The following is a 13,167-nucleotide window of genomic DNA, read 5'->3' as shown; positions in this document are numbered from 1 at the left end:
TTGATGGCTGGACGTTTTGAGGGCTTGAGCGACCTGGAATGGAAGTTATTTGAGGATATATTTTCTAAGCAGGCATCCAAGCGTGGTAAAGGAATGCCTCATGCACCATATCGCCATGTATTAAATAGCCTGTTGTACATTTTGATTACTGGGTGTCGATGGTGTGATCTGCCGCGTGGGGAGACATGGGGATCTAAAAGCTCGTCCCACCGATGGTTAAAACGATGGCGTGAGGATGGAACATTTGAACATTTACAGGCGCGTATATTAGCGATGCCTGCGGCGGGCTACGCCTACGCTAATGATCAGGGACTGATAAACTGGAACTTTGGCGCGGTTGACGGGTCTTTTTCCCCCTGGGAAAGGAGGAGGTTCAGACGTAGCCGATGGTGGCAAAGGTAAAGGTATTCTCATTCACACGCTGACTGAAGGTGGTGGAATAAACTAAGGCTAATTGCACTACCCCAGCCAATGGTAACGAAAGAGAACAAGTAATACTTCTACTTGATAAAGTCAAACTCAAAACATTAAAACGCGGCAGACCACGTAAACGAATCAAGGTGCTGGCTGCTGATAAAGGGTACTACTCGAAACAAAAACGTGCTGACCTACGTAAACGAGGTATTCGTCCTCAAATCCCAAAACGAGTCTGGAAAACTAAGAAAAACAGAGCAAGACCCATCAAAATCTCTGTTCCTAGATTTCAGCAGGAGCGTTGTTTTGCTTGGTATCAACGCAAATACCGCCGTCTCGTTGTCAGAAGCTATGTCTACGACGGGCTACGCCTACGCACTACCGCTACTGAGAGAAGAGAAGGCGATATCGCATTATCGCCTATGCCGACCACCTAGAACCAGGAGTTTATAGCCTCCATTACTTAGCTAGTAATTATTATTACATTAAATTAGCCTAGTACTTAAGTACATTTGCAATAGGCACCAGAAGAATTTGGGCGTACTACTGAGTCTACAGTAGCACTGGAGTATTGGAAGTAATTATTGATACTATATTTAGCTATAACAAATTTAAAAATATTTCCAAGTATATACGAGTCTGCTTTCAAATCTTAGCTAGGGTAGAACGCTTAACTGACCGATTTGGTTTTTCTGGGCAAAGGAAACGCTCATATAAGACCATTTCTTAACAAGTCCACTTAAGTAAAAGCTGCGTTTATTACATAGAGATATTGAAGTTAAAGTAAAAACAAACAACAGTAAATTAGCTGGTTACAATTTAGCCTTAGCTTCAATACGATATAACAAAATACAGTTCGGATAAGCCTAAAACCCTGATGTAGAGACGCGATTTATCACCTCCTAAAAGACTAATTATCTACCAACCCTTAACTAAACTGTATTGCAATATAACAAATTAGATATTATTTGTTATTCAAATAGTGGGTTTTGATCTAATGACTATCAACAAAACTTTGGGGATTTAACAACCAAAACTAGGGCAGATTATCCTGGCTAAAAGAAGCGATAAATTACCTTTTTTTTGATATTAAATATTGATAACAAATGTAACTAAAAATGCAAGAAGTACTAACATTGATTGAACAAAAAAAACAAAAATATGCTCAACTACCCTTGTTTAATTTTATGCAAAACAAAAGTATAAATCCTAGACAAAGGTTAGCTTGGGCACCATGTGCTGCTCATTTTATTATGAATTTTGGAGAAATTAATAAGTATTTTTTGCGAGTAGAACCAACAAACGATCCAATTCAGGCATTAATTAACAAGCATACTTATGAAGATGATCATCATTGGTTGTGGTTTTTGGAAGATTTGAAAAACTTAGAACTTGACAAATCATTAAAATTTAGTGATGCATTAAAATTCCTTTGGAGTGAAGAAACTAAAAATGCTCGCTGGCTAAACTATCAACTATATCGATATACTTCAAATGCTACTCCTATTCAGAAAATCATAGTTATTGAAGTTCTGGAAGCGACAGGTAACATAATGTTTTCAACTGCGGCAGAGGTTGGTAAAGAAATTAAAGCCATTACCCAAAAGCCATGCCGATATTTTGCCGATTTTCATCTGAATGTTGAAACTGGTCACATCACGGGTACATCTGGAATAGAGCAATTTTTACAAGATATTCAACTATCAGAAGAAGCTCGGCAAGAAGCTTGTGAATTAGTTGAGAACTTATTTACAGTTTTTACGCAATTCACAAATGAACTTTTGGTCTATGCTGAAACCCATAAAATCGAGCAAGAACTGAAAGCTGCATAAATTATCAAACAAGCTTTTTTAAATTGACTTGCATACTTAATTTTAGACGAAAAGAGGAACTTTAACTATGTCACAGAATGTACAGGATGTACAAAATATTGTAATTGTTGGTGGTGGTTCAGCCGGTTGGATGACGGCAGCTTATTTGAGTAAAGCACTAGATAAAAATATTAATATTACTCTGGTGGAATCATCTAATATCACCAAAATTGGTGTTGGAGAAGCAACTTTTAGTACCATCAAAGTATTCTTTGATTTTCTTGGGTTACAAGAATATGAATGGATGCCAAAGTGTAATGCCACATATAAGATGGCAATTAAGTTTGTCAACTGGAATGCGAAGGGTCAAAACTTCTACCATCCTTTCCAGAGATATGAGGTCATCGACGGCTTTGATATCTCTGAATGGTGGCTAAAAATGAAGAAAGACCAAGAAGCATTTGATTATGCTTGCTTTCTAATTCCCTGGCTGTGCGATCGTCAACTATCGCCGAGATATTTAGATGGTAAAGTCTTTGACAACAAAGTTCAAAATGAATTCTCTCAAGATCATATCGTCAAGAAAAATATCCTGGATAAGTTAAAGATTCAATACCCCTATGCCTATCATTTTGATGCGAATCTACTCGCAAGATTCATGAAAGATTATGCAATGGAAAGGAGAGTGAAGCAAATTGTTGATGATGTGGTGGATATTAAGTTAACTGAGGATGGGAGCATAGATAGTCTCACAACCAAAGAGCATGGCATTCTCGGTGGCGACCTTTTCATTGACTGTACTGGTTTCCGTGGTCTTTTGATCAACAAAGCCCTTGGTGAGCCATTCATTTCTTATTCAGATTCACTGTTGTGCGATCGCGCGATCGCAATGCAGATACCAACCGATATCAAAAAAGATGGCATCAACCCTTACACCACCTCAACTGCACTTTCGTCTGGTTGGGTCTGGAATATACCTTTGTATGGCAGAAACGGTACTGGGTATGTTTATTCAAGTGCATTCATTTCTGCTGAGGACGCAGAACAGGAATTTCGCCAGCATTTGGGAGTCGCTGCCGATCATCGTCAAGCCTCTCATATCAAGATGCGGATTGGCCGTAACAGAAACTCATGGGTGAAAAACTGTGTAGCAATTGGCCTCTCCAGTGGATTTGTCGAACCACTAGAATCTACAGGCATCTTCTTTATTCAACATGGAATTGAAGAGTTAGTTAACCACTTTCCCAGCAAATCTTTTAATCAAGAGCTAATTCACAGCTATAACAAAGTTGTCGCTGACTGCATAGATGGTGTGCGAGAATTTTTGACACTTCATTACCATGCTAGCGATCGCACCGACACAGAGTTCTGGAAAGCAACTAAGAACAATATCAAAGTTCCAACAGAACTACAGGAAAAATTAAGATTATGGAAAAATAGACTGCCAAGCAATAAGACTATCAACCCAAAATACCACGGCTTTGAGTCTTACTCTTATTCGGTAATGTTGCTGGGGCTAAATTACATGCCTGAAAGTAGTCTTCCCATTTTAGAACATATCGGAAATCACAACGCCGAGGCTGCATTTTTGGAAATTAGGGAAAGAGCCAATTACTTAACTTCAACTTTACCGTCTCAGTATGAATACTTAACTCATGTAATCAAGTCACAAGAACAGTCGGAGTATCTTAGTGTGATTAGCGATCGCTCATATCAGATTCCTACACTAATTTCATAATTTAGGAGAATCCAATATGACCGTGAAACAAGTATGCGTGATTGGGGCTGGAGTCAGCGGATTAGTCTCAGCAAAGACGTTTCTTGAGGAAGGTTACGAAGTGACATTGTTCGAGAAACGGCAGGGACTTGGTGGTGTGTGGGAAAGGTCGAGAACTTACCCAGGACTGTCGATCCAAAATCCCAGAGACACCTATGCTTTCTCAGACTATCCTATGCCTGCCTCTTATCCAGAATGGCCTTCAGGAGAGCAAATATGCGCTTACCTTGAATCCTATGCCCAATACTTTGGTGTCACAGAAAAAATTCAGTTCGGTGCAAAAGTAACTAAAGTAGAGCGCAAATCAGAAAATATTCCTGGATGGATAGTTAGTGTTAGCTTTCAAGAAGATAGTAAGGAGATCGGAAAACAAAATTACGAGTTCGACTTTGTGATTGTCTGCAATGGTCTTTGTGATATTCCTTACATTCCTAACTTGCCGGGAATGGAAGAGTTCATTGCCGCCGGAGGTCAAGTAATACATACTAACGACTTTAATGACGGCTCTGTAATTGAGGGCAAGCGAGTGGTTGTTGTCGGTTTTGGCAAATCAGCCACCGATCTGGCGAATCTCGCAGCTAGCAAGGCCAAGGAATGTACCCTTGTCTTCCGTCAAGCGCTGTGGAAAGTTCCCAACTTCTTTCTCGGTTTGTTGAACATCAAGTATATTTTCCTGACTCGGTTTGCAGAAACTTGGATGCCTTATCATAAACTTCAAGGATGGGAAAAGTGGCTGCATAGTTTTGGGAAGCCACTGGTGTGGGCATTCTGGCGGCTAAATGAGACTATCCTGCGCTTACAGTTTCCCCTTGATGCTTGTGGAATGGTGCCCAAACAACCGATGAACAAATTGATTGGTTGTAGTATCGGCTTAGTGCCTAAAGGCTTTTTTGAATATGTACGCGCAGGTAAAATCCGTGCTGTTAAGACAAAAATCAACAAGTTTTTTGCTAGTGGTGTCGAATTGGATAACGGCGAACAAATACAGGCAGATGTTGTTGTCTTTGGCACAGGTTTTCTTCAGAATATCCCTTTTTTAGAAAAAAAGTACCACAGGCACGTATTTGATGAGCAAGGCACTATCTATCTTTACCGCCATCTCATTCACCCTCATGTTCCACAGATGGGTTTTGTTGGTTATAACTATACTTTCTGTGCCCAGTTATCAGCAGAAATTGGTGCTAGATGGTTATCAGAGTATGTCAAAGGTAGTATACCTTTACCATCCCCGGAACAGATGCTAGATGATGTAACAGCAGAGTTAGAATGGAGGAAGAAAGATAGACCCTATGCTTTCGTCAGTGGAGCATGTTTAATTCCTTTTACATTCCACTACATTGATGAATTGCTTCAGGATATGGGTCTGAGTAGCCGTCGTCAAGCAGGGAACTTGCTTGAGGAGTTTCTGATCCCAATAGATCCATCTGCCTACAAGCATTTGGGCGAGGAATTACAAGCAAAACAAAAACAACATCCATCTCTCAATGATTTTGCGATCGCGGTAAGTGTAGAGTTGAGAAGGGTTCGTTAATATCAACTCTTACTATCCTTAGCTTCAGTCAACTCCAAACCACTCACGATCGCAAACTGCTCCTTATAACGATTCCGATTTAAGCCAAAAGGTAGGGTACTTCTTTAGAGCCTAGCAGAACCCAGTCAAGCAATATCCGAGTCCGCCCTTGATCGCAACAACCACAGGAGCCACCCGGTCTTGTCAGCAAAATGATCCCGCGACCCGATCATGGTGAGACAAGTTATCAGGGTTCTGGACGGCTAGTGGGACGCAAGGCACTCGTCACAGGCGGCGATTCTGGCATTGGTCGGGCAGCAGCGATCGCTGTGGTAGATTTTTAACAGTGCTGTCTGCTCGCCCCATCTACTCAATACCCACACTATGAAAATCAACCGATTGCAGGAACTTAAGCAAAAACTGACGGACGTTGCAGACTTGTCCCATATCTGGTTATTTTATATGGATCATTTTGCGGATCAGCCAGAATTCACCGACCTGGGTGAGCCTGCCTATAATGAATACCTAGATGCTGTCCTCCACAAAACTTGTCAGCAGATGTTTGGTAGGGCAATAAAGATTACTGACTTTTTCCTGATCTACATAGCTCCGTATCATTTATTTCATGGAGCTTTCCAAGTTGAAGGACGTATTGGGGGTGTAATTTATTTCGAGGATATAAAAATTGGGTTACTTGCAGTGTCGGCAGATTATCCCCCTACCGATATGGTTAAGTATTCACGTTTTTCTGAGATGATTCAACTGTCGGCACCTAATCGCAACGATCGCAATTGAGAGAAGGTTAATTTACAGTCAAAGGAATCCCGTTATCTTTTGGTTTTAACTTGAGAATAAATGGCACAGCTTTCAATACCCAATCGGACACAGGTGTATAATTAGCAGCTTCTTCTCCAAAGCTAATAGAGAGCATATCTGTATGAATAATCCCTGGATTAAGAGGTATAGCTGCCATACCAGTCGGCAATTCTTGTGCCAAAGAACGAGTTAATCCTTCTATTGCCCATTTGGAAGCACAGTATGGTGCAACTTGGGCTGAAGTAGAACGTCCCCAGCCAGAACTAAAGTTAACAATAATACCCCGTTTGTTTTTTACCATTGCTGGTACGAAATGGCGAATTATATTCACTACTCCCTTTATATTAATATCTATTAGATCAGAAAATTCTTCGGATGGTATTTCCCACAAAGGTGCTGGGTAATTAGTAATTGCCGCATTATTAATCACTATATCTGGCGGTGCATATTTGTGAAGTACGTCTTCTGCCCATTTTTTTACAAGCTGTTCATTTGCCACATCTACAGAGGTGAAATCGTTGGGCGCACTAAACTTCTGGCGTATTTTATCGATAGCATCTGATGAACGAGCGCAACCAATAACAGTATGTCCCTCTTGAATAAAACCCTCGGTCATCGCATAACCTAGACCTTTGCTTATACCTGTAATTAAGATGAGCTTAGTCATATTTCTCTGCTATTCCTGCTCTGTTAGAAATAATTCGTGGGAAAAAATAACCATTACCTCTTGCTGTGACAATCAACTCTAACAAGTTTGGGATCGTAGCCAATCATCTCAAAACGTGTCTGCAAAATCCGGCGGATGCTGGCTTTATCGTCTACTACCAGGATTTTTCCTTTATGTCCTGACAAGTTTCTCAATCCTCGCCGACGGCGAGAACTCTTAAACCTTTATTATCCACTTATTAAGGCTCAAAAACCCAAAACAATCTTTACTTCTAGAGAATAATGAAGAAGCGATCGCTGTAAGCCATCTATTTAGGATGTTTCAGTTCCGCAATGATTCATACCGCCATTATGCAACGCCAAATTTTTCAGTAACGGTAGCTTGTCTCACTGTTGCATTGGAATCTCAATCACAAACTCAGTTCCCTCTCCCAGAGTTGATTTGCAGCTTAACTGACCCTTGTGTTTGTCCACTACCACTTGATAGCTAATTGACAACCCCAACCCTGTACCACTTCCTACTGCTTTAGTGGTAAAAAATGGATCAAATATTTTCTGCTGCACCTGTGCAGTCATGCCATAACCGTTATCAGCAATCCGAATCTTCAACGTGTTTACTTCTCCTAGTTCAGTACGAATACGAATCTGAGGATTTTTGCTGGGAGAATCTTCTCCATAGTTGTAGTCCTCTAAAGCATCGATCGCATTACTTAAAATATTCATAAACACTTGGTTGAGTTGACCGGCATAGCAAATAACATTCGGCAGTTGTGCGTATTCTTTAAAGACCTCAATTTCTGGGCGATGTCTATCGACAAGCTTTGCGTCTATGCTTTTTTCCTTGAGTCGGTGCTGCAAAATCATTAAAGTACTGTCGATGCCTTCATGAATATTTACAGGCTTCATTTCTGATTCATCTAGACGAGAGAAATTACGTAAGCTCAGAATAATATTTCGGATACGGGAACTTCCCACCTTCATAGAATCGAGAACCCTTGGGAGGTCTTCTGTCAAGAATTGTACATCCATTTCCTCAATTTTTTGCTCCACTATTGCTGAGGGATAGGGATACTGTTGCTGATAGATATTAATCAAATCTAGCAATTGTTGAACATAATCACTTGCATGATTAATATTACCATGAATAAAATTGATAGGGTTATTAATTTCATGGGCAATTCCCGCTACCATTTGCCCTAAAGAAGACATTTTTTCACTTTGGATTAATTGACTTTGGGTACTTTGTAATTCTTCTAGAGCTTCTTGCAGATGCTGATTTTTTTCGTTAAGTTCTGCTGTTCTTACTACCACCCTTTCCTCTAGTATATGACTGTATTCTTCCAATTGCTCATTCACTTCAGCCAAATTATTGTAGAGAATGGCATTTTCTAAAGAAATTGCAGCTTGGATAGTTAAGAGTTTGAGAACTTCTAGGCGATCGCGTGTAAATGCTCCTGTAGTTAAATTATTTTCTAGATAAATCAGCCCCAGCAATTTACCTTGATTAAGCATCGGAATACATAATATGCTTTTTGGTTCCTCACGGTTAATATAACTATCTACCGCAAAAGCAGCTTTAGCTTTAATGTCATCAATTACTAATATTTCTTGGGTTCGTTTGACATAATTAATCAAAGAGATAGGAACAAGATCGCTGGACTCGAAAGGAATAGATAAAAACTCTGTGTGAGTATCTCTAAAAGTAGAACCAGAACTAATTGCAGCAACAGTTAAGTCTAAGTTATTAGCTTCACTCAATATCAGCACACATTTAGAAGCTCCTGCATTCTCCATCACAACTTCCATTAAAGTAGAAAGGAGTGCCTCCAATTCAATCTCTCCAGACACTGCTTGAGAAGCTTTAATGACAGTTCCCAAATCTAACATATCTGAAATACTAGTGTTAGAGCCAATGACAGTTTCATTCGTCACCAGAGTAGATTTATTGCTAAGTGTAGATAGGTGTAGGCTCAGTTCAGGTAGATTCTTTTCACTGTAAGAATAGCTAAGTTCTTCTTGCTGAATTATGGGGAGAAGTAATTGAGGATAGCGTTTTTGCAAGTCATAAACTTTGGCTAATGCTCCCCAGCGAACATAGCAATAATAGGCATCAGTGAGGTAGAGTTGGGCGATTCTTTGTTTACCCCATTCGAGATAAAATTTAGCAGCTAATTCACAAGCAAGAGCTTCTTCGTTAATGTACTCATTTTCTTTGCTAAGGGAAATAGCGTACTCATAATTATCTATCGCTTCAAGATATTGACCAAGAACTCGATGCCGTTCCGCCTCTACTAAATAAAATTTATGCAAGTGATTCATGGGAGCCTGATCTGCCCAGTTTTGCATTTTTTTCTGATTTTCTGTCACTCTATGAAGGACTTCTTTTTGTTCAACTTCCTTGAAATCAGAATATACTGCTAGATGCGTCAATGAATCGTAGAAATAAAATTGAGCAGTCACGAACATACCTATAACAGCAGATAAGTACTTTTCTGCCATGACTGTGTTTTTAAGAGCTTGAGAGTAATCAGCCAGCAGATAAGATAGGTGAAGTTTGCAGAAATATAAGAAAAAAAGTGCCCCTCCATCTTTAGCTTTCAGATGAAGTGGTAGCATTTTATCCTCATCATAAACTTCACCAATTAAACTCTGCGGATTTTGAACATCACCAAGAAGATTCAAAATTGTCTGCCGAAATATTTCATTCCAATAAAATACTCTTTCTTGCTTTATTTGCTTAATAGTATTACTATATATTTCTATATATTGTTCAAGTTTTATTAGTTCTTGTCCTGTAAAGTACGCATGTTGAGAGTAACCATAAAGAGCATAAGCTGCAAATTCCATATCTCCTACTTCAAGATTAGTAGTATAAGCCTCAAGTAAAGGTTTCAATGTTTCCTTTAGATGCTCTTTCCAATGTCTGACAAGATGATTAAATGTTTCCATAACCTTGCCAGTTACTTCTCTTGTTTGGAAATTAGGCAACAAACTATCAGCTAGTTTCCCAAATTTATATCCAGAATCAATGTCTCCTATTACTCCACACAACATTACTCCATACATCACATACGCAAAAGCAGACAAAGGAGAATTACCAAATTTGATTGATAAATTGATCTGTTTCAGAATAATAAAGACTAATAATTCTGGCGCAACTGTATAAGCAAGAGCAATTACACTAGATAGAATACGCATGATTATCAGTGGTTGCGCTTCTGTAATCTCCGGCAGTTCAATTAAGTCTTGAATGGATCTATTAGCCATTTTTGCAGATGTTGTCTCTATTGCTAACTGAATATCTGATTGGCTGGGATTTGTAGGAAACTCTACTCCCAAAGTTTTCAAAAAGGTTTTTGCAATATGGACAGCTTCCAGTTCTTTTCCTTGTGCACCATAAGACTGTATTTCAACTTCATAAGCTTTCACTCGATCTAGTGGAGTTTTCGCTTTTACTAACACAACCTGGACACATTTTTCTGTATATTCAAAGTCACCACTGAGATATGCCGCTTCTGTTGCCGTATTATACAAAGCTAAGGTGATATCGTATTTAGTATCCCAACTATCATCTGCTAGTAGCTCAATTCCACTAGTTAAATACTTAAGTGCCGATGAATAAGCTGTTGATACCAAAGCTTTACGTCCAGCAATCAGACTCATTTCAGCTAACTCATAACGTTTAGCTTGATTGGTGATCAATTCAGATGCAATATTGAAATGATTGACAAGCTCAAAAATATTTTCTTCCCGTTCGGCAACTGGAGTATTTTTCAAGATAAGCAGCCCAATTTTTAAGTGTATTTGCTTGATTTGGTCTTTGGAAATTAGAGAATAAGCTGCTTGCTGAACTCTGTCATGTACGAATTTATATTTAGCTATTTGCAAATTATTAGTTGATAAATTTTCCGATTCTCTAGTTGAAAAGCTTAATAGTTGTCTATCATTTTCTGATGCAAAATTATAACCATCTTTATGAGGTATAATCAGTCCTTCAAGTAATGCTTGCCATAAATCAGATGCAGTATCTATTACAGATTTTTCATTAACAATTGATAATGTTTTTAAGTCAAACTCATTACCAATACAAGCAGATATTTTTAAGACATTTTGTACATTTTCGGGCAATTTTCCTATTTGGATGCCCATAAACTCTACTACATCATCCGTAAGAGATAAAGTCTTAATTTTGGTAATATCATACTTCCAGTGCCCAGCATCAAAATTTAATTCAATTAATCCATCATCATATAATAACTTGATAAATTGAAATGTAAAGAAGGGGTTCCCTTGAGTTTTGAAAAACACCATTTGAGTCAGAGGCACAGCAATGGCTTCTGGACAACGCAGCGTATCAGCAATTAAATAATTTAAATCAATCTGACTTAAAGGTAAAAGTTTAATTGTATTAATTACTCCTGCTGTCTTAGCAATTTCTTGTAGTGTTAAATGTAGCGGATGTAGATTTGAAACTTCATTATCTCTATAGGCACTAATGAGTAGTAAACTACCTTGATTTTCAGATATATTCTCTGCATCCTTAGCAAAGCGAGAAGAAGTTCCATCCATTAATAATTGAAGAAACTTCAAGGAAGCTGTATCTGCCCATTGCAAATCATCTAGAAAAATAACCAGAGGATGATCTTTAGTAGTGAATACCTGAATAAATCTCTGGAACAATAAATTGAAGCGATTTTGAGCAGCGCTACCAGTAAGTTCAGCAGATGGAGGTTGTTTACCAATAATTACTTCAAGTTCAGGAATTACATTAATGATTACCTGAGATTGCGTACTCAATGCCGATAAAATTTTGGTTTTCCACTGTTGAATTTGAGCATCTGTTTCGGAGAGTATTTGCCCAATTAAATCCCGCAAAGCTTGCACCAATCCTGACAAGGGGATATCACGTTGGAATTGGTCAAATTTTCCTTTGATGAAGTAACTACGCTGTCTAGCAATGGGTTTGTGGACTTCGTTCACCACAGCAGTTTTACCAATCCCTGAGTAACCAGAGACTAAAATCATTTCTGTGTTTCCCTTTGTTACCCGATCAAAAGTAGCAAGTAGAATTTCAATCTCTCTTTGACGACCATAAAGTTTTTCAGGAATGGCAAAATGATTTGAGATATCTCGAATTCCTAATTTAAAGGCTGTAATATTTCCTTTCTCTTGCCATTGGTTTTGACATTTCTCTAAGTCATACCTAAGTCCATGAGCACTCTGATATCGGTCTTCGGCATTTTTTGCCATCAGCTTGCTGATAATATCAGATAAAATTGTGGGAATATTGGAGTTAATATAGCTGGCTTTTGGCGGTTCTTTGGCAATGTGAGAGTAGACTAACTCCATCGGTTCAGTGGTACTAAAGGGTAGCTGTCCTGTCAGGAGTTCAAAGAAGGTGATACCCAAGGAATAAAAGTCGGTACGGTAGTCTATACCTCGATTCATGCGTCCTGTTTGTTCAGGGGAAATATAAGCTAGAGTACCTTCTAGGACGTTGGGATTTGTGAGAAATTGAATTTCTTTTGGTAATAGACTAGCAATACTAAAATCGATGATTCTAGTCTTACCTGTTATCGGATGAATCAAAATGTTAGCAGGTTTGATATCTTTGTGAATGATGCGATGGCGATGTAGCTGTTCTAAAGTTGCACTAATTTCAATGGCAATATCGAAAAACTCACTCAATGAAACAGAATAATTTCCTTTTTTCTGCTCTTCTTGCTGCCAGATATTAAGGGCAATACTCCCAACATCTTCCATTACTATAATATATCTATTGTCGTATTTTTCTAGGCTTATTGGTTTGACTATACCTGGGATTTCAAGATTTTTGGTAATGGTGTATTGATTATGAAACTGATTAATTTCAGCAAAACTAGGATCTTGATTACGCATCAATTTTAAAATAAATGATTGCTGATCTTTTTCTCTTATAGCTTGATAAACTAAGGTTTTTTTACCTAAATATAATTGCTTAATAAGGCGATAGCCAAGTATTAGAAATAGTTCGTTTGATTCTATTAACATTGCATCTAGTTATGATAATTTTCTTTCTATGGTTTAGTATACCCAGAACAGAGTTACTACTATCAGTGAGCAGGGCGATTTTGTGATGTACTAAAAATTAAGTGTATTAATCACCAATTTACAGCAGATTGTAGGTATAGCAG

At 38.5% G+C, this 13,167-nt stretch carries 10 protein-coding genes and 1 pseudogene; 7 read left to right on the top strand and 4 right to left on the bottom strand.

Features of this window, described 5'->3' with window-relative positions:
- Nucleotides 1-3: 3 nt before the first annotated feature.
- Nucleotides 4-402, top strand: a complete 399-nt coding sequence (locus HWQ40_RS35775) for a transposase (RefSeq protein ID WP_366934037.1) — start codon at nucleotides 4-6, stop codon at nucleotides 400-402.
- Here HWQ40_RS35775 and HWQ40_RS30825 read toward each other — a convergent pair.
- The gene (locus HWQ40_RS30825; protein WP_292785660.1) at nucleotides 374-559 is read right to left on the bottom strand and encodes a hypothetical protein; all 186 of its coding nucleotides are present in this window, start codon (nucleotides 557-559) and stop codon (nucleotides 374-376) included. The genes HWQ40_RS35775 and HWQ40_RS30825 overlap by 29 nt on opposite strands.
- On the opposite strand from HWQ40_RS30825, the gene HWQ40_RS30820 reads away from it, so the two are divergent.
- From HWQ40_RS30820 to HWQ40_RS30795, 6 genes are all read left to right on the top strand, one after another.
- Entirely contained in the window at nucleotides 495-851 is a 357-nt protein-coding gene (locus HWQ40_RS30820; RefSeq protein WP_292785789.1) for a hypothetical protein, read from the top strand. The genes HWQ40_RS30825 and HWQ40_RS30820 overlap by 65 nt on opposite strands.
- A 681-nt stretch (nucleotides 852-1,532) precedes the next feature.
- Complete coding sequence (locus HWQ40_RS30815; protein ID WP_292785659.1) at nucleotides 1,533-2,246, top strand: hypothetical protein; 714 nt, start codon at nucleotides 1,533-1,535, stop codon at nucleotides 2,244-2,246.
- A 67-nt stretch (nucleotides 2,247-2,313) separates the two neighbouring features.
- Complete coding sequence (locus tag HWQ40_RS30810) at nucleotides 2,314-3,963, top strand: tryptophan halogenase family protein (protein WP_292785658.1); 1,650 nt, start codon at nucleotides 2,314-2,316, stop codon at nucleotides 3,961-3,963.
- 16 nt (nucleotides 3,964-3,979) lie between these two features.
- Nucleotides 3,980-5,533, top strand: coding sequence for an NAD(P)/FAD-dependent oxidoreductase (locus tag HWQ40_RS30805; RefSeq protein WP_292785657.1), 1,554 nt, complete (start codon nucleotides 3,980-3,982; stop codon nucleotides 5,531-5,533).
- Nucleotides 5,534-5,724: 191 nt separating this feature from the next.
- Complete coding sequence (locus HWQ40_RS30800; RefSeq protein ID WP_292785656.1) at nucleotides 5,725-5,856, top strand: hypothetical protein; 132 nt, start codon at nucleotides 5,725-5,727, stop codon at nucleotides 5,854-5,856.
- Between the two features lie 40 nt (nucleotides 5,857-5,896).
- Complete coding sequence (locus HWQ40_RS30795; RefSeq protein WP_292785655.1) at nucleotides 5,897-6,307, top strand: hypothetical protein; 411 nt, start codon at nucleotides 5,897-5,899, stop codon at nucleotides 6,305-6,307.
- Between the two features lie 7 nt (nucleotides 6,308-6,314).
- Here HWQ40_RS30795 and HWQ40_RS30790 read toward each other — a convergent pair whose 3' ends face one another.
- The 3 genes and pseudogenes from HWQ40_RS30790 to HWQ40_RS30780 form a co-directional block, all read right to left on the bottom strand.
- Nucleotides 6,315-6,995, bottom strand: a complete 681-nt coding sequence (locus HWQ40_RS30790; protein ID WP_292785654.1) for an SDR family oxidoreductase — start codon at nucleotides 6,993-6,995, stop codon at nucleotides 6,315-6,317.
- 92 nt (nucleotides 6,996-7,087) lie between these two features.
- Nucleotides 7,088-7,180, bottom strand: a pseudogene (locus HWQ40_RS30785) (DNA-binding response regulator); the annotation flags it as partial.
- Nucleotides 7,181-7,381: 201 nt separating this feature from the next.
- Nucleotides 7,382-13,024, bottom strand: a complete 5,643-nt coding sequence (locus tag HWQ40_RS30780) for an ATP-binding sensor histidine kinase (protein WP_292785653.1) — start codon at nucleotides 13,022-13,024, stop codon at nucleotides 7,382-7,384.
- Nucleotides 13,025-13,167 lie beyond the last annotated feature (143 nt).

This window comes from Nostoc sp. NMS9 (assembly GCF_017114995.1).
Lineage (GTDB): Bacteria > Cyanobacteriota > Cyanobacteriia > Cyanobacteriales > Nostocaceae > Nostoc.
This window is presented reverse-complemented; position numbering and strand designations above follow the sequence as displayed.